The organism is Bacillus sp. ISL-55, from assembly GCF_018613155.1.
Lineage (GTDB): Bacteria > Bacillota > Bacilli > Bacillales > Cytobacillaceae > Mesobacillus.
In genome coordinates this window covers 268,534-291,450 of sequence record NZ_JAGGQU010000001.1, presented here as the reverse complement: position 1 = coordinate 291,450, position 22,917 = coordinate 268,534, and the positions used below count along the sequence as shown (strand labels likewise).

Sequence of the window (22,917 nt, the reverse complement as noted above, 5' to 3'; positions counted from 1 at the left end):
CTCGAGGGGCTAGGCGCTGAAGCTAGACAATTCTCGAAGGGGAAATCTACACTTCAATATATTGTAAGAAAAGCATCGACTACGATGCTTTTTAATCTAGATATTCAGCCATTTTCTTAAGCAGCTCATCAGAATTCTCTGCAGTTACGAAATCGCCATTGACCATTGCATATGGAGACATCCTGCATTCCTTGCACCTGCTCTGGCATTCGAAATCCTTATACACCACATTTTTGCGGCTTAAGAATTCATTATATGCAGCATAATTCTCTTCCTGTAAAAACTGTTCCAAATTCCGCTGACAAAATTCAATTTTTGCTTTCTTTTGTTTGGAAAAAAGCTTCTGGATTACATTCATTTATGAAACTTCCTTTACTGGAAAAGTCCTTTGTAAAAAGCGATCTAAAACCATGTTTCCAAAAGGAATGAACGCAACGGCAAACGCACTTACGGCCAATAAAAACGACCATCTGACCTTAAAAGTCGTATATATAATCATAAGCACATATAAAACAAATAAAAAACCGTGCAAAGAACCTACGAAACGAACGGCCTCTGGAAACCCAGCCCAATACTTAAGCGGCATCGCAATGAACACAAGGATCAACAATGATGCACCCTCAAACATACCCATTAAACGAAACCGGCTGATAGCTGTATTTTGCATACATAACACCTACTTCCTAACCAAGAAATTATACCATTTTTTACGAGTGACTAAAAATACTAAATTCTAGCACATAGTCAACTGACGATAATAGAAAGAGGTGAAGTAAAATGATTATCCATAAGCGGAAACATGAATTTGTGATGGTTGCTCAGCATGACCATGCCAAGGTTTCGCGGGACGCTGCACAATGTTGGAGGGATGAATATTTTCTCGGAAAAGACAAGAAAGATTCGGTGATCCTCGCTGTACGGGAACACGACAGGTGCTGGCTTGAACCAGACAAAAACCCATTATGGAATGAACAAGCTCAGCAACCTTACTCCTTTATGGATTACCCGGGAAGCCCGAAGCTTGCCTTTTATACAAAAGGAATCGACGAAATCGTCAAAATGGACCCATACGCCGGCCTCCTTTGCAGCCTTCACTACGCATCATTCCTGAAGGATGCCACTAGTAAAATCGGAAAGATGTTTTGGATCGAAGAAAACCAAAGGCAGCAGGCGTTGCTCAAGGGATTAGGAATCGAAAAAGACCAACTGCTTACCTTCCATTTAAATCTATTGAAATTCTGCGACAATCTATCATTGTATATTTGCCTGAATGACCCAGGAACACCAAAAGAACTGGAGCACTTTTTTTACCGAAATGGCTTTCCACAGAAATTTTCATTCGCCAATGACAAATCTATCGATGCAAAGTGGCTTGATCAACAAACAGTTTCTCTTTCAATTTCACCCTTCACGAATAAACTCCATGTCAGCCTTCCCTATAAAACTGTCGATAAGAAACTCATCAAAGAAATCGGGTTAGCAGCTGCTTACCAAGAAAGTCCTGTTTGTTGGAGAGAAGTTACGTTTGTCTGAAAATCCGCCCGGAGAACATCGCCGTGCGGATTTTTTATTACATCATTAAATCTATTTGTCAGCAGATTTTTAAACAAATGTAATCAAATCATACTAAGAATGAAATGTAAGTATGGGATAATGACTACTTCACTATAAAGATGGAATAGGTTTTGGTGGTGGTAAAATGGCAATAAAAAGAAGAAAAGTGAGATGGCCGAGAGTATTAGTGGCCCTGATGATCCTCGGGGTCTTCATGGTTGGAATGATAACCATATTTCAGTACATAGAAGGAACTTATAAAGCAATAAATCAACCATTTAAAAAAGCTGAAGCAGATTCCTTTCATGGAGAGAAGAATACCACAGAAGAAGTAAACGTTCTTTTATTAGGAAGTGACTCACGCGGAGAACAAGGCGCCCGAACGGATACCATTATGGTTGCACATTATAACCCTCAATCCAACGATGTAAAACTAATTTCATTTATGCGAGATATGTATGTCTCCATCCCTGGACATGGGAATCAAAAATTAAATGCAGCCTATTCCTTTGGAGGAACCGAATTACTGAGGCAAACAATTAAAACGAATTTCGGATTAGACATCCATAATTATGCCATCGTTGATTTCAAAGGCTTCGAAAAAGCAGTCGACATCCTCGTTCCCGAAGGAATAGAAGTAGACATACCTTATGAAATGTCCGATGGAATAGGTATGACTTTGGAAAAAGGAACCCAACAGCTGCATGGCAGGGAACTGCTGGGATACGTCCGCTTCCGACAGGACCGGCTAAGCGATTTCGGACGAGTCCAGCGACAGCAAGAAGTGATTTCAAAACTAAAAGATGAAGCAGTAAGTCTAAACAGCGTGACCAAGCTGCCTGACCTGTTGGATCTTTTACATACTCACATTGATACGAATATCGACTCCCCCACTCTTTTAGCCATCGGAAAAGACGTAATGACTAATCAAGGCGGAGAAATGGAAACAATCCGGATCCCGAAAGATGGCAGCTTTGAAAATGAAGTTTATGAAGGGATTGGTGAGGTGTTGGAGGTGGATTTTGATCAGAATAAGGAAGCACTTAAGGAGTTTTTAACTGGAGATTGAAACTAGTACAGGATTCCATCCAATAAGGCCTTGCTCTGTGATGGGAGCAAGGCCTTTAATTAGTCTATTAAATCCAAAGTCTAAAACAAAAGCTATTTAAATGATACAACCCTAACATTGCATTTCCACTAATCCATTTTTTTAATTTCTTTCACTTTGCCTCTTCCTGGCTTTGACCCGATTTTACTGCCGTCTATCGTTGCTCGGATTTTATCACCAAGTTGGAACTCTTCAATAGAAACTCCTTCTAGTTCGGTAAAATCAAATATAAATGAATTCATGTCCATCTGCTTTATTTCGTCTTTCATCCATTCATATTCAAGCTTGTTTAATTCTTCCACTATTAACAGAGTGTTGTTTTTCCGTTCGAGCACATAGCCTTGAACGATTACTTCTGGTTCTTCCGGTTGTATCTTCTCAGATTCCTCAATGATGTACTTTGCAATCTTTGTAAACTCCATCCCATCCGGGCTCTCGTCACAATCCTTCCAGTTAATTTCCTTCTTTGCTCCATTGATATGCACCTTTAAATTGTACTCAATGGCGTTAGGTAGATCACATGATGCACCGATCTCTTTTTCATCCAAATAATTTGCAAATACTAGCCTTTTATACAGCTCTTGCTTCACATTTTCCGCCATATAAAACGGTTCAGTCTTACCATTTTCTTTTTTGATCTCTCCGGATTTCGTATTGATTTCGTTCTCTAAGTTCTCTCCATACTTTAGTTCGATTTCAAACAGATCCTGTTGACTCATGTTGTATTCAATTTTTAAAATCTCATCCATCCCATATGGCAAATCCTTGCAATCGGTGGCTATGTAGGAGGTATTCGTAGGATTCACTTCTTCAATCAATTGGCCACATCGAATCGTTCGTATTTCTCCACTACCATATGCATCACGGGACGAATCATTCTTCACCTCAAGAGATTCTCCATTGTATTTCAAATCCCTTACAATTGGATCCCCTTCAATCGTGTAGAAAACAATACGTAAATCAGATGGCACCCCACTCTTCACATCGTCATAGAAACGCTGCATCCTTTCTATCCCTTCAATGCCTCCGTGTGTATTCAAAACATCAACATTCTCCACTTCTTTTACAATCGGTTTACCTGGTGATCGAGATTCTCCATTGCCATTTTCGGTAACTTGCGTATTACAGGAAACTAGCAAAAGCATCAAAATAAAATAATAAAGCAATTTTTTCATGCTTTTCATTTGACCCTCACATCCATTCAATAATTTCGCCTATTCTGGATAAATATCGCACCCTTCAATAAATAGACGAATGTATGGAGAAAACGTCACAATATTGGTTTACAGTAATCACGATTCGTATTTCTATGTCTTACTTGAAAGAACTACTTATGCAAACAAATAAATTTCATCTTCCCCGACAAGATTCTTTTTACAGTTTCTAGAATCAAACCAAAAACTAATTAAAAATATTCTGTATTTTCTAAATTGTGTTAAAATATTTATATATCATTTGGTTAGGGGGTAAACCATGAAAAGAAATAAGTTAGTTGTTGTAGGAGTAGGCCATGTTGGTTCTTATGTTCTGGCAGATGCCATGAAATTAGGACTTTTTGCAGAAATAGCTGTCATTGATATAGATAAAGATGTTGCTCACGGCGAAGCTCTTGATCAAGAACATGCAACCGCTCTAACATATATGTCAAATACAACGGTACATGCTGGAGATTATTCCGAATGTATGGATGCAGATGTGATTATCTGTGCTGCTGGTCCCAGCATGATAAAAAGTGATGAAGATGCGATGCCGGACAGGGCACAATTAGCTGTTGTCAATTCTGAGGTAATTCGTGAAGTTATGACTGGAATTACTAAATATACGAAAGATGCAATCATTATTCTAATAACAAATCCGTTAGATACCATGGTGTACATAGCAGAAAATGAATTCGACTATCCGAAGGGACACATATTCGGAACAGGAACTATGCTCGATTCTGCACGACTTCGTAAAATAATTGCTACTAATTATGACATCGACCCAAAAAGTGTAACAGGTTATATGATGGGCGAACACGGGCATACAGCTTTCCCAGTATTAAGCCGCTTAAGTGTGCAAGGATTTGGTGAAAGAGAATTGGACAAAGTTTTTCAAGGAAAAGAACCATTAAGTCGGGACGGTTTGAAAAAACAAGTTGTAAAGGCAGCCTTTGATGTTTTAAATGGAAAAGGATGGACAAATGCAGGTGTAGCCCAAGCTGCTGTTACACTAGCAAAGGCAGTTATGCTGGATGAACGCAGTGTTTATCCGGTGTCCACAACATTACACAGACAATATGGATACGATGGAGATGTTGCATTAAGTATGCCATGTATCATCGGGAGAAATGGCGTAGTAAAACAATTAGAAATTGCTCTCGACTCCCAAGAACTTGAATGGCTACATCAGTCAGCGGAATATATTAAAGAAACGATGAAAGTTGCAAAGACAGGCAGAAATCATCATTCTAAAATTCAAGGTTGAAGATTACACTTTAGACGAACAAGATTTGTATTGTTCGTCTTTTTATTTTAATTCGTTTATTTCCTCGACACGGCAATAATAAAAAAAAAAGCTTCCCTTAAGTTTGCTCAACTTATGAGAAGCTTCAGGTAAAATACATGAAATCAACTAATCAAGAAACATCCAAAGTGATATTCCAAGCTGTTTTGAAGTTTGATAGCATCACCATTATAAAGCCTGATCATCAACTGTATCCAAATAAGCTTCAATCTCGTCAATCACAGATTTCACACAACCATCTTCAAATGGTGAAATTAAGTTCGCTTCTTTGACAAGCTCTGTGAATGATTGGCTTCCACCTTGCTTACAAAGGTGCAGATAGTCTTTCCAGGCATCCTCTGTATTTTCCTGCGTACGTTTCCAGAATTGCAGCGCACAAATTTGAGCTAGTGTGTAATCAATATAGTAGAAAGGAACTTTGTAAATATGTCCCTGTTGCTGCCAGAAACCACCGTTTTCAAGGAAGTCATTTCCTTCATAATCGCGATGTGGCAGGTACTTCTTCTCGATTTCTCTCCATGCTCGCTTGCGCTCAGCTGGAGTTGCTTCCGGGTTGGCGTACACAAAATGCTGAAATTCATCAACTGCTACACCATAAGGAATAAATAGAACCGCTTCACTTAAATGAGAGAACTTGTACTTATCCGTATCTTCCTCGAAGAAAAGGTCCATCCATGGCCAAGCAAAGAATTCCATACTCATCGAGTGAATTTCACACGCTTCTAGTGTAGGGAACCCATACTCAGGCACTTCAAACACATGGCTTTCAAATACTTGGAACGCATGCCCTACTTCATGCTTTAATACACGAACATCACCTTTTGTTCCATTAAAGTTTGCAAAAATGTAAGGTGACTTATGTTTGCTAATATAGGTGCAGTATCCACCGCCAGCCTTACCTGCTTTACTTAAGAGGTCCATTAGGTTGTTTTCTACCATATAAGTGTAAAACTCATTCGTTTCAGGAGACATTTCCTCGTACATTTTCTTCGCTTGATGTACAATCCACTCCGCATCACCTTTTGGATCAGGATTTCCTGTTTTAAAGCTGAAGCTGTCATCGTAATATTTAAATGTGTCGACACCAATGCGTTCCTGCTGTCGTTGTTTTAGTTTCGTAGCTAAAGGTACGATGTACTCTTTCACCTGGTCACGGAACTTTGCTACCATTTCAGCATCATAATCAGTACGAGAAAGCCGAGCATAGGCTAACTCTGTAAAAGAAGAGAATCCTAGCTTCTTAGCAATACTAGTACGTACTTTTACAAGCTTGTCGTATAAATCATCTAATTGATCGGCATGCTCAACGAAAAAGTTGTACTTCGCTTCATTAGATTCCTTCCTAATGGTTCGATGAGCTGATTGCTGATAAGGAACTAACTGTGCAAGATTTTTCACTTCCCCATCAAATGGGATTTTAGCTGAAGCAAGTAAATCGACATACTCACTAACCAGTTTGTTTTCTTCCTGCATGTCTTTCAACACATCAGGAGAGAACGTCTTTAATTGACTGTCAGCTAATAAAAATAACTGTTTGCCCCACTTATCTTCTAACTGAGAGCGGAATTCAGAACCTGTAAGTGCCTCGTAGTATTTTGTGATCAGACCCTTGTAGGCCGGTCCTACTTCATTGAAAAAACCCTTCTCTTTCTTATAAAACTCATCAGTTGTATCAATCGTCTGACGAATTTGCACAATCTGTCTCATGCTTTCAAACTCAGAGCGCAACTCATTGATTTCTTTCATTACTCCGTCCTGAACCTCAAAGGACTCAGCAGATTGAAACCTCTCAAGTAATTGATTAAAGTTCCCCTCCACCTCTTCAATATTTGGTCTGGTATATGGATAATCGTTAAACTGCATGAAAAAATCCTCCTATGTAAAAAAATTCGGATAAAGAAACTATTTCGACAAAGTAAGACAATCTCCTTTTAAATTTAGAAAAAACTTCGTTATTCGAAATATAATATCTAAGACGCACCATAAATTGAAAAAGGGACTTCACATTTCGGATTGACCTGGAACAACTATACTTCACCAAAAAAAAAACCGCCCAGCATGCTGAGCAGCTACTGATTGATGTATGTTGGCGGGACTGCGTGAGAATCGAACCCACCTGACCTCGCACGCAGTCAAAAGCGGTTTTGAACTTTAATAGCATCTTGTTTTCTAGTACCTCAATGCATACAGATGTACTGATAGATCAAGGGTGATTTACTATATAATGATTTTGAATATTACTGGAATCTCCAATAACCATCCAGCATTTCAAAGAAGTGACTTTGATAAGTGTCAATCAGGTTCACTAAAAAAGGAGTCTCCCCTTTTTCTTTTAGTACTGTAGCAGCCGGTCCATCACCAATTGGTGTTAAAAATAATAAATTAGTACTGTTTAACACTAAACTTCTGCAACGCGCATTCAGCTCCGTATCGATATACTCTTCACCTTGTTTAAGTCCAAACATTTTACTCCAAATTTCAAGTGTTTTATCCAAATCATTTACGACAAACCCAACACTTTCTAATTTCGGCTGGCCGACTATGTGTGACCCTATGACTCCTTGTTTTTCTAATTCCAAATACCTTTCTTCATCTGATTTTTCCCATTGAATAAAAAACGGTAAAGGAACCTTGTTTTCTGCGTATTCAGGGAATAACAATGACCACCTGATTACTTGACCATCAGCACGAACTCTCTCCCCAGCTAGCGGCCCATATACTGTAAGTCCTTCTGTCTTAAGTTTTATTGCTAGTTCTTCTATTTGATTTGTTCGGATCGCAATTGTCGCAGGACCTTCCCGATTTTCTTTTGCTAACTGTTCAACAATTTGCGTAATCAATCTATTTTCATCATGCTTTTCAGCTATTAATAGATTTTCAATTCCTAAAAATTCAATATAACTTAAGCCAAAATAAGTTAGGGTATTATATGTTCCCCAAGGCTCATGACGGCCACCCTTCACAACATGAAGTCCTTTTTCGTTTAAGGGAGAAATTGCTTTCTCTGGATGTTTAAAGAACCAAACTAGGTGATCAAAGAAATATTGCATTATTTTACCCCTTTTTATTAATATAATAAATATTAGTAATATTCTACTAATTTCTTCTATTATACTATAAAGGAAGGAGAGGGACGTACCTAGATTCCTAATAGAAAGAGATGCTTACCTTTCCAAGTAATAAATAAAAACCACCCGTGAGAACGGGTGGTTTTCTCTGCGGCTGAAAGCCTTTGTTACTGACCAAACCCTAAAGGGCTACTGAAAGGTTCGCCAATTGTACTACTTCTACTGGCCAGACCTCAAAGGCCTTCTCACCTTCTAACTTCGTTTCTTTTTCTTCACTTCTTCTCCTGTGAATGGATCAATGTATTCCATCATCGTTAATTGTTCTGCGACTATATCATCTTGTATTTGATTTCGAATGTATTCTTCTATTACCTTTTTGTTTCTTCCAACTGTATCGACATAATATCCTGTACACCAGAATTTTCGATTTCCATATCTGTATTTCAGGTTTGCGTGCCGATCAAAAATCATTAAACTGCTTTTCCCTTTTAAGTAACCGACAAAAGAGGATACACTTATTTTGGGCGGTATACTCACTAACATATGTACGTGGTCCTTACACGCGGTTGCTTCAATTATTTCTACACCTTTTCTTTCACATAGTGTGCGAAGTATTTCCCCAATATCTTTTTTGATCTTCCCATAAATGATCTGTCTCCTGTACTTTGGGGCGAATACGATGTGATACTTACAATTCCAGGTAGTGTGTGCTAAACTGTTATTGTCTTTAGACATAGGACTTCCTCCGTGCTGATATTTTTGGTTGGCGAACCAAAAAATATTTTAGCACCGTGGGGAAGTTTTTTTAATACCACGCTGAAAGCTTTTTGGAACCCCGGGCCTAGCCCGGGGTTTTCATTTTCACAAAAAAACCGCCCAGCATTCTGAGCGGTTACTAATTTATGTATATGGCGGGACCGCCTGGGAATCGAACCCAGCTAACCTGGCACGCAGGTCACAAGCGGTTTTGAAGACCGTGGGGGACACCAGTACCCCATTCAGCCCCATTTTGAAGAACAAGGTCTATTATACTTAGAAGCTGGCTATTTTACAAGAGAGTTACTCAAATTGTCACAAGACTTGTCTTCCTTTGATGGCTGGTACTATAATAAGAAAAGATATTAGAAATGCGTGGGTGAAGGGTTATGTATCAGCTTGAAGGTTGGTTTTTGTGGTTTATGATGTTTTGGGTCGTTGTATTGGTTGGTTTATTCGCGATTGGCGGATATTTCATGTTCCGCAAGTTTTTGAAAAAGCTGCCAAAGAACGATGGCAAATCAGATATGGACTGGGAAGAGTATTATGTGAATCAAACGCGGCATTTGTGGCACGATGATCAGAAGGCATTGCTTGAAAATTTGGTGAGTCCAGTTCCTGAATTGTTCAGGGATGTGGCAAGACACAAGATCGCAGGCAAAATTGGTGAGCTCGCACTTGAGGAAAAAGCGGACAGGATCACTCAGGAGCTTGTCATTCGCGGCTATATCCTCGCCACACCAAAGCGTGACCATAAATTTTTGCGAAAGCGGCTTGCTGAAAAGCAAATCAGCACCGCACCATATGAGAGCTTGTTCTAAAACTGCCTTGCGATAAGGCAGTTTTTTTCATGGATTGCCCACTGACTTCTTCCGCTTTTTAAAAAGCTTGAATACATCATCATTTTTAGTTAGTATGATGACCTTGTCTTTATACGGCTTCATCAGCTTGATTGCCTCTACCAGATTAGTTCCGTCATACTGATGGTTCCATTTTAGCAAGTCAGTCAGCGTCTTCAGATTCTCTTTTCGCGGAGAAGAAACCAGTTTAACTTTTCTGAGCACGAACTGCTTTACAATTCTCCAGTCACGCACATAGACATTCGTCTTTAGAATGAAAATATAATCTGACTGGCGGAAACTCTCTTCCAGCCAGCTATGATACACCCCTTCAATAATCCACTTTTCCTGACCGATCACCTTATTCAGCTTTTCCGCCCTTTTTACTGGAGGGGTTTGCGAACCGAAATACTCGGACTCATGATCCCAAAAAAAGTTATCCAATTCATGCTTAGGCAGTCCCAGCATTTTTGAAAGTTTTCCTGCTATGTAAGATTTGCCACTTCCAGGCCCGCCAATAATATGTATTCTCGTCACTGTCTTCCACCCTGCTAATTAGTCTTTATCGAGATCATTGTCAAAAACTGAAGGAGGTTTTTCATCTTTGATCCCCATTTGCGCTTTTATTACGGCCAAATCTCTTATGATGATTCTTGTATTATACCAGGCACCAATTGCCGCGAGAAAGGCAACCGCCAGAATGACGATTAACCAAATATTGATTACTGTCAAAATGCTCACCTCTCAGGCAATTTTACCACATTCTAACAGGCATTTGAGATAAAAAAATGATAGAATTCCAAAGGGAGGTTATTTTTATGATGGAAGTTGTCTTTTGGATTATTTTATATTTGTTGTTAATGATTATTTTTGTAAGGGCTATTTATAGTGTCATTAAGAAAAAACAAGTTCCGCTGGCCATGATTGCGATCCTCGTCATTATTTCGGTGCCTATGGTCAGTCTGATGAATAGTATCGGCCGGCCATTGGATATGAGTGAATTCGAATACCTGGCGAGGGAGTTGAAGCAAGGAGCACTTTGGGCGATTTTCATTATCGCAGGATATCTCTACCTGCTTGTTTGGTTTATTCTTTCGTTAAAAAAATAACGAGTTTCAGATACTGAAACTCGTTCCTCACTTCCTGAATCTTCTCCGTCTAAAGTATTCGCCATTGCGCATTGCCTTTGCTTCAAACACATTTCCGACGATTAATAAAACGATCCCTATTGCGATCAAACTAAACATTAGCGTAGGAGAAATGGTCGCTATATATCCCATCCCCTTCATAAACATTGGTACAAGGAAAACGGCAAGGCCCGCAGTTTTCAGTAAAATCGCATAAACCTTCAATGACATCCCGACTCCTCCTGACTTAATCGAGTGGTTTTATCATTGTATTCAAGCAGGCTTGTCTAAATTCACAAAAGATTCAATATTTTATTTTTGGTAAAATAGTATGATTAAGTAGACTAATATCGGAAGGAAGATGCTTGTGGCTTTTAAGGAACGCACGGAACCTATTATTTTGTCAAAGATGAGAATTTTGAATAAGCGACTTGAGTTATCAGAAGAGGAAAAAAGGTATTTTTCATACCTCGATAAGGGATATAAAGGCGAATTACAATTCGATGCCATGACCGAAAAACTGACTAGCAGCTGCTTGATCCTGAATGATTTGCTGCTGGAAGTAGAAAAAACAACCTTTCAAATCGATACTTTAATTATATTCGCCGGCACATTATATCTCTTTGAAATAAAGACGAACCAGGGGGATTACCTGTACAAACAAGAAGGTCTAACCTCAACAACAACTGGAGTAACAATCAAGAATCCACTCGATCAACTCAACCGTGCTAAGCTGCTTTTTAAAAAACTATTAAATCAACTAGGCTACAACTCTAAATTACAAGGTTCAGTCGTGTTTATTAACCCCGAGTTTACCCTGTATCACGCACACCCAGACCTCCCATTCATATTCCCCACCCAGATCAAACGACTCCTCGACAATCTCAATAACCAGCCAGGAGAAGTAACCAGCAACCATAAAAAACTTGCAGCCAAACTAGTCTCCCTGCATCGGATTGACACCTCATTCGATAAACTGCCTAAGTATAATTATGATGAACTCAAGAAAGGCATCACTTGTAGTGAGTGTGAATCTTTTTCGGTAGAAGTTAATCATAAGTATTTAGTTTGTAGGGATTGTGGGAGCAAAGAATTAGTAGAATCAGCAGTAATGAGGACAGTGGAGGAGTTTAGATTGCTATTTCCAGAACGAGCAATAAAAACAAGTATTATTAAAGAATGGTGTGTAGTAATTCAAGATGGTAAAAGAATTAGAAGAATTCTAGCAAAACACCTTAATATTGAAGGCACCAGAAAATGGACTAATTATAAATAGAAGAAGCAGAAGATGATATTAGTCTCGGCAATACTATCGGACGATTTTCCTTGTTTATGCCTTCCGTTTGTCCGATAGAGCTTTCTATCGGACATTTTTACGACTTCATGGCTTCTGTTTGTCCGATAGAGCCCTTCTATTGGACATTTTTAACGCTTCATGCCTTCTGTTTGTCCGATAGACCCCTTCTATTGGACATTTTTCTCACTTCATGGGTTCTGTTTGTCCGATAGAGACCTTCTATTGGACACTTTTGCCGTTTCTCGCCTTCTGTTTGTCCGATAGAGCCCTTCTATTGGACACTTTTCCCGCTTCATACCTTTTGTTTGTCCGATAGGGCCCTTCTATTGGACACTTTTGCCGTTTCACGCCTTCTGTTTGTCCGATATGCGCTTTTTATCGGACACTTTTACCGTTGAACGTCTTCTGTTTGTCCGATAGAGCTCGCCTATTGTACATCTTACGCGCCTCACGTCTTCTGTTTTTCCTATAGATTCTTCTATCGGACACTTTTACCACTTCACGTCTCCACTTTGTCCAATAGAACTCTCTCCGCTCTGTTCTTAATGCTCAAAACACAAAAATAGCAACCGGCCCCACCTTCGCCGGTTGCTGTGATAGCCACACTTGCTATCCCGCCTAGTATTTATTTTAAAAGACTAAAATAAAGTTCATTGCCGTAATTTGTTAAGACATTATAAACATTTGTTAAAGCAGATAGAAGTGGGCACATACCAATAAGAAATTTATGATGACTTTTTTAATCATCTCCAACACTCCTTAATTGTGAGTTCCCTTACATTTATACTTTAACACAGTATTGTAAAGCTGAATTAAAATAAATACGGCTATTTTGTAAACTTTTTACCTTATTTTCTATTAATATGTAGGTAAGTTAGAGTCTACCAACTTTAAAGCTGCGGCTAGATCCACGTCCTCTTTCAGATGTTGTGGAGACCAGGGGATATAAATATGAGGTTCGACCCCTACTCCTGTCATTCCCTGGCCACTATCAATCCTGGATAACCGTGATGTCGGATACCATAATTCATAACCCTCATCCCAACGCTGGATCGCCAGGTTCGCATAATCATTCAACCCCGCAGTTGGTCTCCCAATAACCGTAACTTTGCTGGATTTCTTGCAATTCTCGATAAACGAGTCTCCAGCACTGCCGCAATAAACATCTGTCATTACAATGATGGTTTCAGGTGCTTCCTTTCCTTTTACAAAAGTATCAGGAATGAATTCACTAAAATCGAACTCAACAAAACCTTTGCCTGCATTACGTTCCCATTCCCGCTGCCAGGCTCTCAAGAAAACCAGAGTTTGTTCATCCTGGACGCCTTTCATCTGCTCCTTGACTCCTGCGAGCTGTCTCTGCGAGTTAGCTTCGGTACAGTTAAAAAGCATTTTTTCATCAGGATCTGCGCGATCTATTCCTTCTTCTGGCATCAAGTATGGAAGCAGATTAAAATAATTTGCGTCACCGCCGCCGTAATTCACTCTTACATCAATAATCCAGTTTTCCACAGACTCAAGGAGGTCTTTATGATCATTAATCATCCGTATTATTGCATCGGGATCTGCAAAGTCCGTCATGGTCATAAGCAGCGTTTCTTCGTTTAACTTTCTAACTGAATAAACCGGCCGATACTCTGCCTTTTGGTAAAAACAAAAACAAAATTCCTGCCCATCTTCCGTTTTCCCATATTCATATAGAGCAAGAATAGGAGTCCAATTTTCCCGTTCAGCATGATTCTCATTCAGAAGCCTCTCATGCCGCTCCCTTAGCTCCAAAATCGAATGGCCCCCAATCGTTACAAACGCCATTCCCTTTTCAAGTCGCGTTTCGGAACCAACTTCGATTACATATAACTTATCTTCAAATCTTCTAACTTTGAATCCTCGATCCTGATCAACATTCCTCTCTGCATTCAAATCTGTAAAATATATATGCTTATCCCTGAAGTCCAGTAAATATTCTTTTACAGCATCCGCAAAGTTAGCATCCTTCAGTTTGCCAAGAAAGTAATCAGGCCGATCCCATCCCTGCTTGTCATTCCATCCTGCGTAGTCATGGTGCATAATATGTACGATTTCTTTAAAAATAGCCTCCACCTTACCCCTCCTCTTCAGGAAAATAAAACAACTAGAACTCCTCTGATAACTTATTCTCCCCGCTTCGTACTAGAGATCAACAAAACCAGTGGAATTCTCATCCGACGCTCGTACTCTTCCTTGCTGGAGAAACTATCCGCTCTTGGCGTGCCTTCTCTAAGATCATCTACCGCGAAGCCGGCTTGCAATAAGAGCTTGAAGTATTCTTCGATTGTTCGGTGGTATTTAATTACCTTTTTTCCGATCCACGGCTCGGCCCGTTCGCCCTGGTTAAAATAGTCATCCACTATCCAATCACTTCTCCTGCCCGAGCCTTCAACACTTTTCGCGGAGGAAGTGAGAACCGGATGCTGCACGCTAAAAATAAACTTCCCACCAGGCACCAGTGAGTCATGAACCTTAGTAAAAACACCATTTAAATCCGCTAAATAGTGGAGGGCAAATCGAGAAATGACCAAATCGTATTGCCCTGGCTGCGGCTGCCATGCTTCCATAGAAGAGTGTAGAACCTGGCCAGTAGTAGTTCTTTCCAGACTTAAAGCTGCAACTCGAGCCATATTCTTCGAACCGTCCACCCCGAGATAAGAATCTCCGCCTTGCTGTAATAGCTCAACCCCAATTTCCGCATCACCACATCCCAAATCCAGAATCCTTTTTCCAGCCACATCCCCAATCATCTCTAATAAAATGGGCTTTTCAATGATGTTGTTTGGACTTTCCGGCCGGTTTCTCCGCTTCATATAATTCTCGTAAAATTTTTCTTCGTCATATACAGAGGCACCTCTGAACTCCATCCTATCCCCTCCATTTTCAAAAGAAAGACAAATCTTTAATACATTACCATAAACAATACAAAAGACAACGAAAAACGTTGCCCTAGTCTTTAATAGGAATATATATTTCTACTTCCTCCACATCATTTTCCATCGGATGGTAGGTTTCTATAATAAAATCCTTAAAAGTGTCCCGCGTGTAGCCCTGCTCATCAATCCATTGATCCAGCGATGAATATAAGCTACCCATCTCTGTCCCTTTCCCTCTGATCATTCCATATGAATGCTGAATATCGAGAAATTCCGCACCTTCCGGTAAGGTGTCCAGCGCAGTATTAACCAATAACCCAACATAGAAAGTTCCCTCAGTATGGCTCTCACTCGCTTTAGGCTCGTACACGGTAACCTCAGTTCCTGCAAGGTTCGGTACACGCTGTAAAAATTGATGTGCTGCCTTTGGTACTAGCTCGGCAAAATCCTTGTAAAGCCCTCTATGTTTCGCAGCAATCACTTTGAATTCTCTTTTCACAACCTGGCACATTTATAAGCCTCCTAAAATTGAAAATAACGGAACTCTTCATTGGAAACCCTATATCTATAAAATCACTCTATTCCCCATAACTATGTTTCGGTCCCCACTCGCCGCTTCCTTCCGGCAACAATTCAAACAGTGACCAAATGCTGCAATAATCGTCACCGGGACCGAATGCTGCTTTGGAATAGTGAGTGATTGTTCCATCTTCGCCTCTTAACAAAATAGAAACACCAGGCCAAAAACCGTCTTTATTTTTAAACCCGAGGTCTTCTTTGAAAGTCGTCCCTTTCGTCGAAACGCTTTTGAATGACCAGTCGCGTTCCTTTGAAAAGTCTGATAGAGTTTGGTAATCATCCGGACTGGTTAAGACAAATGCTGCTTTGTTCTCAAGATGTTGGGTAAAACCACTGAACCCATCAGCCCAAAGTGTACAGTAAGAGCAGGATTTCCCCATATTATGTATAACAATCATTTCATCTTTTTCGCCAAAAAGCTCACTCAATAGAACCTTTTCACCTTCTGTATTCGTCATTGTATAATCTTCTACCGTAAATGAAGGATGCTGTTTTCTTAACGCTGCCAGCTCTTGTTTTATACTCATTAACTCTTTCTCTTTGCTCTCTATTTCCTTTTCTAACTGTTTAATAGAATTCATTCTTCCACTCCCCTTTCAATTACAAATCAAAATGTTCTTTAATATGTTGAGCAACTTCATTAGCGCTTAAATTCATGTTATTTATCCGAATATAGTTCTCTCTTTCTATCTCACCTTCAATTGAATTCAGGCGATATTGATCCATCGTTTTCACCAGTTCCCGTTCCGACCTTTGCAGATTCCGCTTTGTGGGCTTGTGTTGGAGTCGATGAGGGCTTTTGTTGCGCTCCAGTCTTTCGTCCAATTCAGTCTCCAGTTCGACAAAATATACCGTTCCACCTTTTGACTCAAAAATCTGGCATACTTTGTCCACATACTCCCAGTCTTCCTTCATATCGAATGCCCAGACATAGGTGAAAATCAAGCCATACTGATCGCTTTTCGCCATCGCCTCAAAGATTTCCTGACGGAAGAGTCTGACTAATCGCTTCCCCTCCTTAGTTCCATAGTCGAAGAAAGGATTCACTAATTCAATCGTCATATGGTTATGGAAAAGCTTTAATTCTGTAATTTTTTCAAGTTCATGCCCTACCGTCATTTTACCGACAGCCTGCGGCCCAAATATTAAAACAAATTTCATACTTCCTCCTTAACAAACCTTCGCTTAAACACCTGGCTCAACTCACTCCAGACATCGAACTTATTTCCATCCAGGTCGTAAAACACAAAATTCCTGCCTGCATGACCCCTGTTTTCAATGTCCCCGACTTCAATTCCTCGTTCTGTAAAATCTGCGTGAATGGAAATAAGAGCTTCCAAACCATCGACCTCATATGTAAGAACGAACCGTTCCACACCATTTACATCAAGAAAGTTCGAGTTCTGTTCCACTGCCTTAACCAAAAACATACTAATATCAGCCAAATCCAAAATAGCTTTGTCATCGTCCAGGTAATTTAACTCTGCACCAAGTTTTTCCTTGTACCATTCTGCTGAACTCACCGGGTCCTTAACCGGAATGTAAATCGTACCCACTCGGATTAACTGATTATCCACTACAATCACCCCTCTATTTAAGATTCTATAATTCTCTCTTTTCACCTTCCTTGTTAATAATTGTTTTCCACTTCAGTAGCTTTAAAAAATACAAAACCGCATAGATTATAGCTTTCAACTAAAATCCATACGGTTCAATTTTCTTTTCTTATAAAAAATAAATGCCACCTAACAAAGTAGAAAGCCGCTATGTAATAAGGAACAGAATACCACCATTCCCAGCCTGTATATCGAATAAATCCCACTTTGACCATGAGCAGCTCAAAAAGAATTGTCATAACTAACCAGGCTGCCATATATGAAGCAAATGCCTTCATCTTTCCTGGCATGAAGTTGAGAAAGATTATCCCAAAAGACGCTCCAAGAGTTAATTCTATAAGATGCACTCCAATCTGAACTCCAGGACCACCTATTTCGTAAAGCTTAAAATACAAATCCAAAGTAACATCGGTACTTAAATTGACTAATGCAATTACAGCCCAGGTAACATATATATCTCTTTTTGTAAGGTGCTTCGGCATAAACCTAATAATTAGCAGGTTGATGACCAAAGCCAGATATGGTGCCCAATACATACTGTTATACACTCGCTTCTATCTCACCTCTTCTTGTTTGCGATCAAGCCACTGAATCCATTTATAAAAACCTAACAAACAGAATAAAATGATAGGGTCAACGATGGCAGAATCCCAAATTTTCCACCACCCATAATGAAAATAACCCCAGGGCTGCGGCAGCAAGGTGATGAGTTCATATACTAAAATTAAAATAACAAAGAAGACTACATATAAAATCTTATTTAATACTTTTTTTTCAAACGGATATAGATTCAAAAATATCATGTTCACCGGCGGAATCAACACTGTCCTGGGAATCAGACCTACCCAATCAAATCCTGGTGAAAAATACCAATAACTGTGGTATTTGAATTCTACGATGAAATCGAATAGCATCTGGAAAGCAATCGTGAATGTCCAAATCTGCACAATCTGACTGGGGAGCAATCTTTTATTAAACTTAAAAGCAATCAGGTTAAAAATTAAAACTGATAAGAGTAGTCCGATCATAAGCAAAACCCTTCATTCTTTTTCGTTCCCTCTAATTTTTTCCCTTAGGTTTTCGAGTTCCTCAATTGAAAGGTCTCCAAGAGCCTGTGTTATTTCCTCTTCGATCTTTTTTCTGTTCTTCTCCCGGTATTGATTCCACCATTCACGCAATCCCTCGGTGTTCTCCAATAAATATTCAATATCAATAACTTCCACTTCATCATCTGAAAGGTAATCAAGAACCGCGGCTAGCAAGCGGTTTAAGTTTTCAATTTCATCTTTTTTATTGTTCACCACAGGGTCAGTTTCTTCCATTTCGTTTGCGTGTTCTTCAGAAATTGCTGCTGGCTTTCGTGGCAAGATCTCACCTTCTTTTTTTGGTTTATTTGTATTATTCCCCCTGCCTTCATATTTGATTAAATTTCAATACTCGAAGTGAACTTTAAAATGAGGATACATAAAGGAATCATATTGTTGCATTTTAATTATGAGGTGGTATTCTTGCGTAGAAAAAAACAAAGATTATCTGCAACAATGCTATACACTTCCGCTGTAGTAGCCTTAATTTTATTGCCTTTTGCCATTGTAAAACGTTCCTTCAAAGACTGGATCATCGTTTACCTGGTAAGTATAATTGGGAACTCATGGGCAGACCGGTACCTTGTTTCAAAAGGATATCTAAAATACGAAATCAGGCCGTTCAAGAAAAAATTCAAGATTCACTTGCCCTTTGACTATGTTCATTATCCACTGATGCTCCTGTATTACAACCAATGGACGCTAAATAGTAAACCAATAGGTATATTTCTTAAACTGTTTCCATTTATCATTCCACAGGTACTGATTGAGACATTTGCTGCCAAGAAAACAAAGCTGATCGATTGGAAAAAGGGGTGGACATGGTATCACTCTGCTATTAGTTTAGTCTTAAAATTTTTAATATGCCGCTGGATTATTGGAATGATCCGGATTATAAATGATAAGGAGCTTTCTATAAATACTTCGAGTGAAGATTCTAAATAAATGTAAAGAAGACCAAATCCATATTGATTTGGTCTTCTAGCTTTTATTGACGGCAATTACAAAGGGTGTCTTGTAAATCCCAAATAGCGGGTTCCTTGAAAGTTCAGTTCTCCATAATCCCCTTCAACCAGCTGTCCATATTCTTGGCCGTTGACTTGAAGTTCGAGCCTGTCGCCGCTTTCAAATTCAAACGTCACATAATATAGGCTGCGTGCATTAGTTTCTCCACCGCCTCGCACACTCGTTCTTTTCGTGACCACTTTAGCATTTGAAGTCAATCGAGGCGATTGGTTATTTTTACTCCAGGTCCCTATGCTTTTAATAATTGTAAAAATGATTATTCCAAATACTAAAATGAATATGGCACCCATAAAAATCGGAGCAAATGTAAACATAAAATCTCCTTGTGTTTCTACCATCATGCATCCTCCCCCTGTATGTATCTATATGTATTTATCTTTACGCATGAGGGAGACACAAAGTTTCAAATCCTTCCATTTTTTACACTTTATAAGCTACCGTATCCCTTAGTTCCACATCTATATTCGCAGGATCAGACCATTCATGAAAAGCTTCTAAATGCCATTTATTTGTTAATCTCTGATAACCGTTTGCTTCAATCCATTGATGTAACTCGTTATACGCCTGCTTAATTTCAACGTTAGCACCTCTGTGTCTTAAAACGGCGTACATTTGAGCAGGTATGGTCAGGGTAACCATGTCTTTGGGGATCTCCTCAAATTCTGATACTTCAACACAAACCCAATACCCATCTTCCTCACTTGCACTGTTATCAACAACAAATGCTCCATGCTGTAAAGCTGGATTCACCACATTCGTAATTTCCGCCACCCGCTCACTCAACACCTTCGAAGCTTTTGGAATCTCGATGACATATTGGTCACCTGGACACAACACCCGAATCCCCACCAGCTTCACTTCTGGTAACTGCTTTACTTCTGGCATAACTGAATCCCCTCTCCTTCTTGTCTAAGCTCCTTAGTTCTGACAGCTTTTCCTCTTCCACCACCAAACCTGTCCGAAGTTGGCCTCCGAACTAAACATCTAAATGATAAATAAACATTTCTCCCTCTCTTCCCATTGCACGAATGCCTTTATCCACGAAGCCGCCTTTCTTATAGACAGATTGAGCAACTATGTTTCCGTGATTTACAGCCAATATGACTTCATTTACCTCTGAAAAATGCTCTTTTACAAATGGATTCAATAGCCTTATAGATTGTGATGCAATCCCTTTTCCTTGGATTTCTGCATTTATTGAATAAGCACGCAATAATATCGCTTTTTTATTTTCACTAAAAGCTTTTACCCCTTCCCATCCATGCAGGACAAAAAAACCAGCTGGCTGATTGCCATATAAGATGACAATTGGGTGCCTGTCTGGCTCTGATTCACATAATTGCAGAGCATCTACAGGAAATGCCGTATATCTTTGCTGTTCCACAGATAAACTGTAATTCGACAGCCTCTCTTTATATTCCGGTTTGTAAGGTACCAAAGTAACGGCTTCTTTTTCAACGATTGACATAATTACCGCTCCTAAAATAAAAATCCAGTAACTTATGTATTTTTAACCACAACTTTTCCTTCTGTGTTCTCTTCATGATTCCACTTCACCTGGATTTCGAACGTTCCTTCCTGGAAAAACAACGGGAACCTTCTTCTGATTGATTCCTGCATAGGAAGGTGGTACGCCTCTTCTATGTCAACCCACACTGCTCTTCCTTCTGGCCCGTTTTCCAATAGTTCTCCTTTAAAATCACTGGTTATATAGTTAAAAATCATATAACGATCCATAGCGACAGGATTTACATATTCATATAGACCTTTATATTTTAATTTCCACACATCTAGACCTGTTTCCTCTTTTACCTCTCTAATCGCACTTTCCATGATACTTTCCGGAAAATCTACTTTACCGCCTGGAGGAATATACCCTTTAAAATGATCATGTTGCCGGTCGATAAGTAAAACTTTATCTCCATTTTGAATCATGCACACTGTCCAAAGTTTATAGTTGATTTAATCGTTCATTTTATCTCCCTTTCTAATTAGCCACTATGCTCGCACATTCCCCATTTAAATGATTGTTGCATATACTCTTTATTAGGCTGAAACCCTTACTTATAAAATAAGGAGAGATCAAGTTGCACACTAGACAGAATGCGACGCAAATTTTGCCGGTTCCATCACGCTGGGGGATCGACGCGGAGATTGCTGGGAAACCGATTGTCAGAGGGACAATTACGTTTAATTCCCTCTCAGGAAATACCTTGACTGGAACCGCTAATTTTCGGGGGAATCCCATCCCAATCCAGGGAACCTGGGATGAAAATGCGAAAACAATCCGATTCGATTCACCTTACGCTTCATTTGCTGGCCAATTGACGATTTATGATGATACGGGTATCAATGTCCGCCATTTGGTGTTAAGCGGCAAGTTTCTGATGAAGCCTCCGTCCTTACAAGCCGGTGAATTAGGCAACTGGATTGCTACCACTGATACAGCTTTGACCGGTCCGCCAATCAATACAGGAGCTATTCCGCCTGTAGGTGTTTTTTTAACATCTGATCTCCTCTATAACACCGGAAGGAGAAATACCTGGAGATTTCACAGGTGAATGGGAGGCACTAATCTTCAGATACTTTCAGTCTGAAGATTACGTTCTCCCTCCCTTTGGACAAACTTTATTGCTTGCTGACGATTCCGAATATGAGTTTGAATTTTTTACTGTTCTTCTCCATGGTTTTTAAGCCTTCTTTAGAATCGAAAATGATTACTGATTTCCATACCCACAATCTAATATAGGCTGAATGGAAATGTACTGGGCCCTTTATCCACTTTTCCTCATATTCTTCTCCGTTCTCATTTTCAACTTCCGTTCGTATAAGCCAGGGATTACCTATACCTATCTCAATATATTTTGTTGGGGCCACTTTAACCATCTTTACCTAAGATAACCTTTATTCTTCCATTCATTGCTTGCTCTGCGATGTATTCAAAAAAACCAATTAGATTGCCCCACGGATCGGAAAAGGTTGCCCATTTCACTGGAACTTCATCTCTTACAAAAATCTCAAATGACTCGATATGTAACTCATTGATCAATCGTAATCTTTCTTCTTCTATTGATTTAACACCTAAACGCAGTGGACCGCTTCCCTCAGCAGGTGTTCCTTCTGCCACCTGCAGCCAGCAGCCAGGAATCACTTCCCACTCGGCAAAGCCATCATGCGGGGTAAAATCAGGATCTTTTTTCAATAGAGATTTATACCACTTTAGGCCTTCATCAAAATCAGTAACTCGTACCTGGTAAGTCATTTCAAAAATATTCATTATTGCCTCCTGACTTTCCTTTGTCGTTTTCACCAGATGTTCAATTCACCGAAGTTTTTTAGCCTCACAAAATTGCCTGCTTTCTCGTGTAACTTCCAACTCCCATCTTGAAGGGTTTCTTCATTCCTCCCGAATTTTCCTCCTATTAAATAACGGACAGGGATCTGATTCGTTTTT

General features: G+C 39.6%; 32 protein-coding genes and 1 tRNA gene. 8 read left to right on the top strand and 25 right to left on the bottom strand.

Going from position 1 to position 22,917, the window contains the following annotated elements:
• Positions 1 to 91: 91 nt before the first annotated feature.
• Together J7E32_RS01545 and J7E32_RS01540 are read right to left on the bottom strand one after the other, a co-directional pair.
• Positions 92 to 358, bottom strand: coding sequence for a DUF1450 domain-containing protein (locus tag J7E32_RS01545; RefSeq protein WP_214902566.1), 267 nt, complete (start codon positions 356 to 358; stop codon positions 92 to 94).
• Positions 359 to 667, bottom strand: coding sequence for a DUF3817 domain-containing protein (locus J7E32_RS01540; RefSeq protein ID WP_214902563.1), 309 nt, complete (start codon positions 665 to 667; stop codon positions 359 to 361).
• A 110-nt stretch (positions 668 to 777) separates the two neighbouring features.
• On the opposite strand from J7E32_RS01540, the gene J7E32_RS01535 reads away from it, so the two are divergent.
• Together J7E32_RS01535 and J7E32_RS01530 are read left to right on the top strand one after the other, a co-directional pair.
• Positions 778 to 1,533 carry a DUF3891 family protein gene (locus tag J7E32_RS01535; protein WP_214902561.1) on the top strand — a complete coding sequence of 252 codons (756 nt, stop codon included), beginning with the start codon at positions 778 to 780 and terminating at the stop codon, positions 1,531 to 1,533.
• A gap of 166 nt (positions 1,534 to 1,699) precedes the next feature.
• Entirely contained in the window at positions 1,700 to 2,623 is a 924-nt protein-coding gene (locus tag J7E32_RS01530; RefSeq protein ID WP_214902559.1) for an LCP family protein, read from the top strand.
• Between the two features lie 128 nt (positions 2,624 to 2,751).
• On the opposite strand, the gene J7E32_RS01525 is transcribed toward J7E32_RS01530, so the two are convergent.
• The gene (locus J7E32_RS01525; protein ID WP_214902557.1) at positions 2,752 to 3,846 is read right to left on the bottom strand and encodes a DUF4362 domain-containing protein; all 1,095 of its coding nucleotides are present in this window, start codon (positions 3,844 to 3,846) and stop codon (positions 2,752 to 2,754) included.
• A gap of 289 nt (positions 3,847 to 4,135) precedes the next feature.
• Here J7E32_RS01525 and J7E32_RS01520 point away from each other — a divergent pair, with 289 nt between their 5' ends.
• Complete coding sequence (locus J7E32_RS01520) at positions 4,136 to 5,128, top strand: lactate/malate family dehydrogenase (RefSeq protein ID WP_214902555.1); 993 nt, start codon at positions 4,136 to 4,138, stop codon at positions 5,126 to 5,128.
• A gap of 207 nt (positions 5,129 to 5,335) precedes the next feature.
• Here the strand turns inward: J7E32_RS01520 and J7E32_RS01515 are convergent, their stop codons facing one another.
• The 4 genes from J7E32_RS01515 to J7E32_RS01500 form a co-directional block, all read right to left on the bottom strand.
• Positions 5,336 to 7,030: a M3 family oligoendopeptidase gene (locus tag J7E32_RS01515; RefSeq protein WP_214902553.1), complete on the bottom strand. Its 1,695-nt coding sequence runs from the start codon at positions 7,028 to 7,030 to the stop codon at positions 5,336 to 5,338.
• Between the two features lie 374 nt (positions 7,031 to 7,404).
• A complete protein-coding gene (locus J7E32_RS01510; protein WP_214902551.1) occupies positions 7,405 to 8,217 on the bottom strand; it encodes a VOC family protein in 813 nt (270 codons plus the stop codon).
• Between the two features lie 270 nt (positions 8,218 to 8,487).
• Positions 8,488 to 8,970: an IS200/IS605 family transposase gene (gene tnpA, locus J7E32_RS01505; protein ID WP_079508195.1), complete on the bottom strand. Its 483-nt coding sequence runs from the start codon at positions 8,968 to 8,970 to the stop codon at positions 8,488 to 8,490.
• Positions 8,971 to 9,144: 174 nt separating this feature from the next.
• Positions 9,145 to 9,241: transfer RNA gene (locus J7E32_RS01500), tRNA-Sec, on the bottom strand.
• Between the two features lie 139 nt (positions 9,242 to 9,380).
• Between J7E32_RS01500 and J7E32_RS01495 the strand changes: the two genes are divergently transcribed.
• Positions 9,381 to 9,812, top strand: a complete 432-nt coding sequence (locus J7E32_RS01495; protein WP_214902549.1) for a DUF2621 domain-containing protein — start codon at positions 9,381 to 9,383, stop codon at positions 9,810 to 9,812.
• Positions 9,813 to 9,839: 27 nt separating this feature from the next.
• On the opposite strand, the gene J7E32_RS01490 is transcribed toward J7E32_RS01495, so the two are convergent.
• The gene (locus tag J7E32_RS01490) at positions 9,840 to 10,367 is read right to left on the bottom strand and encodes a P-loop NTPase family protein (RefSeq protein WP_214902548.1); all 528 of its coding nucleotides are present in this window, start codon (positions 10,365 to 10,367) and stop codon (positions 9,840 to 9,842) included.
• 18 nt (positions 10,368 to 10,385) lie between these two features.
• A complete protein-coding gene (locus J7E32_RS01485) occupies positions 10,386 to 10,562 on the bottom strand; it encodes a hypothetical protein (protein ID WP_214902546.1) in 177 nt (58 codons plus the stop codon).
• Positions 10,563 to 10,648: 86 nt separating this feature from the next.
• Between J7E32_RS01485 and J7E32_RS01480 the strand changes: the two genes are divergently transcribed.
• A complete protein-coding gene (locus tag J7E32_RS01480) occupies positions 10,649 to 10,939 on the top strand; it encodes a hypothetical protein (RefSeq protein ID WP_214902543.1) in 291 nt (96 codons plus the stop codon).
• A gap of 27 nt (positions 10,940 to 10,966) precedes the next feature.
• Here the strand turns inward: J7E32_RS01480 and J7E32_RS01475 are convergent, their stop codons facing one another.
• Positions 10,967 to 11,188, bottom strand: coding sequence for a hypothetical protein (locus J7E32_RS01475; protein WP_214902541.1), 222 nt, complete (start codon positions 11,186 to 11,188; stop codon positions 10,967 to 10,969).
• A 136-nt stretch (positions 11,189 to 11,324) separates the two neighbouring features.
• Here J7E32_RS01475 and J7E32_RS01470 point away from each other — a divergent pair, with 136 nt between their 5' ends.
• Complete coding sequence (locus tag J7E32_RS01470; RefSeq protein ID WP_353654001.1) at positions 11,325 to 12,233, top strand: nuclease-related domain-containing protein; 909 nt, start codon at positions 11,325 to 11,327, stop codon at positions 12,231 to 12,233.
• Between the two features lie 879 nt (positions 12,234 to 13,112).
• Here the strand turns inward: J7E32_RS01470 and J7E32_RS23150 are convergent.
• From J7E32_RS23150 to J7E32_RS01425, 9 genes are all read right to left on the bottom strand, one after another.
• Complete coding sequence (locus tag J7E32_RS23150; protein ID WP_214902538.1) at positions 13,113 to 14,354, bottom strand: S41 family peptidase; 1,242 nt, start codon at positions 14,352 to 14,354, stop codon at positions 13,113 to 13,115.
• Positions 14,355 to 14,404: 50 nt separating this feature from the next.
• Complete coding sequence (locus tag J7E32_RS01460) at positions 14,405 to 15,148, bottom strand: class I SAM-dependent DNA methyltransferase (RefSeq protein WP_214902526.1); 744 nt, start codon at positions 15,146 to 15,148, stop codon at positions 14,405 to 14,407.
• A gap of 82 nt (positions 15,149 to 15,230) precedes the next feature.
• A complete protein-coding gene (locus J7E32_RS01455) occupies positions 15,231 to 15,668 on the bottom strand; it encodes a GyrI-like domain-containing protein (protein WP_214902524.1) in 438 nt (145 codons plus the stop codon).
• Positions 15,669 to 15,735: 67 nt separating this feature from the next.
• On the bottom strand, positions 15,736 to 16,317 hold the full coding sequence (locus J7E32_RS01450) for a DUF899 family protein (protein WP_214902522.1): 582 nt from the start codon (positions 16,315 to 16,317) through the stop codon (positions 15,736 to 15,738).
• Positions 16,318 to 16,336: 19 nt separating this feature from the next.
• Complete coding sequence (locus J7E32_RS01445) at positions 16,337 to 16,897, bottom strand: DEAD/DEAH box helicase family protein (protein WP_214902520.1); 561 nt, start codon at positions 16,895 to 16,897, stop codon at positions 16,337 to 16,339.
• Positions 16,894 to 17,313 carry a VOC family protein gene (locus J7E32_RS01440; RefSeq protein ID WP_214902518.1) on the bottom strand — a complete coding sequence of 140 codons (420 nt, stop codon included), beginning with the start codon at positions 17,311 to 17,313 and terminating at the stop codon, positions 16,894 to 16,896. The genes J7E32_RS01445 and J7E32_RS01440 overlap by 4 nt, the downstream gene beginning before the upstream one ends.
• Before the next feature lie 134 nt (positions 17,314 to 17,447).
• On the bottom strand, positions 17,448 to 17,900 hold the full coding sequence (locus J7E32_RS01435; protein WP_214902515.1) for a hypothetical protein: 453 nt from the start codon (positions 17,898 to 17,900) through the stop codon (positions 17,448 to 17,450).
• A 6-nt stretch (positions 17,901 to 17,906) separates the two neighbouring features.
• On the bottom strand, positions 17,907 to 18,299 hold the full coding sequence (locus J7E32_RS01430) for a hypothetical protein (protein WP_353654000.1): 393 nt from the start codon (positions 18,297 to 18,299) through the stop codon (positions 17,907 to 17,909).
• A gap of 93 nt (positions 18,300 to 18,392) precedes the next feature.
• Positions 18,393 to 18,719 (bottom strand): hypothetical protein, encoded by a 327-nt coding sequence (locus J7E32_RS01425; RefSeq protein WP_214902509.1) that lies wholly within the window; start codon positions 18,717 to 18,719, stop codon positions 18,393 to 18,395.
• Between the two features lie 141 nt (positions 18,720 to 18,860).
• On the opposite strand from J7E32_RS01425, the gene J7E32_RS01420 reads away from it, so the two are divergent.
• Positions 18,861 to 19,382 (top strand): CBO0543 family protein, encoded by a 522-nt coding sequence (locus tag J7E32_RS01420; RefSeq protein WP_286182560.1) that lies wholly within the window; start codon positions 18,861 to 18,863, stop codon positions 19,380 to 19,382.
• A gap of 56 nt (positions 19,383 to 19,438) precedes the next feature.
• Here J7E32_RS01420 and J7E32_RS01415 read toward each other — a convergent pair whose 3' ends face one another.
• From J7E32_RS01415 to J7E32_RS01400, 4 genes are all read right to left on the bottom strand, one after another.
• Complete coding sequence (locus tag J7E32_RS01415; protein WP_214902506.1) at positions 19,439 to 19,804, bottom strand: DUF2500 domain-containing protein; 366 nt, start codon at positions 19,802 to 19,804, stop codon at positions 19,439 to 19,441.
• Positions 19,805 to 19,883: 79 nt separating this feature from the next.
• A complete protein-coding gene (locus J7E32_RS01410) occupies positions 19,884 to 20,348 on the bottom strand; it encodes a GyrI-like domain-containing protein (protein ID WP_214902503.1) in 465 nt (154 codons plus the stop codon).
• Positions 20,349 to 20,439: 91 nt separating this feature from the next.
• Positions 20,440 to 20,931: a GNAT family N-acetyltransferase gene (locus tag J7E32_RS01405; RefSeq protein WP_214902500.1), complete on the bottom strand. Its 492-nt coding sequence runs from the start codon at positions 20,929 to 20,931 to the stop codon at positions 20,440 to 20,442.
• Between the two features lie 32 nt (positions 20,932 to 20,963).
• Positions 20,964 to 21,398, bottom strand: coding sequence for an 8-oxo-dGTP diphosphatase (locus J7E32_RS01400; protein WP_214902497.1), 435 nt, complete (start codon positions 21,396 to 21,398; stop codon positions 20,964 to 20,966).
• A gap of 152 nt (positions 21,399 to 21,550) precedes the next feature.
• Here J7E32_RS01400 and J7E32_RS01395 point away from each other — a divergent pair, with 152 nt between their 5' ends.
• Positions 21,551 to 22,024: a hypothetical protein gene (locus tag J7E32_RS01395; protein ID WP_214902494.1), complete on the top strand. Its 474-nt coding sequence runs from the start codon at positions 21,551 to 21,553 to the stop codon at positions 22,022 to 22,024.
• Between the two features lie 67 nt (positions 22,025 to 22,091).
• Here the strand turns inward: J7E32_RS01395 and J7E32_RS01390 are convergent, their stop codons facing one another.
• Both J7E32_RS01390 and J7E32_RS01385 read right to left on the bottom strand, forming a co-directional pair.
• A complete protein-coding gene (locus tag J7E32_RS01390) occupies positions 22,092 to 22,349 on the bottom strand; it encodes a DUF3977 family protein (RefSeq protein ID WP_214902491.1) in 258 nt (85 codons plus the stop codon).
• Positions 22,342 to 22,740 carry a VOC family protein gene (locus J7E32_RS01385; protein WP_214902488.1) on the bottom strand — a complete coding sequence of 133 codons (399 nt, stop codon included), beginning with the start codon at positions 22,738 to 22,740 and terminating at the stop codon, positions 22,342 to 22,344. The genes J7E32_RS01390 and J7E32_RS01385 overlap by 8 nt, the downstream gene beginning before the upstream one ends.
• Between the last annotated feature and the right edge of the window lie 177 nt (positions 22,741 to 22,917).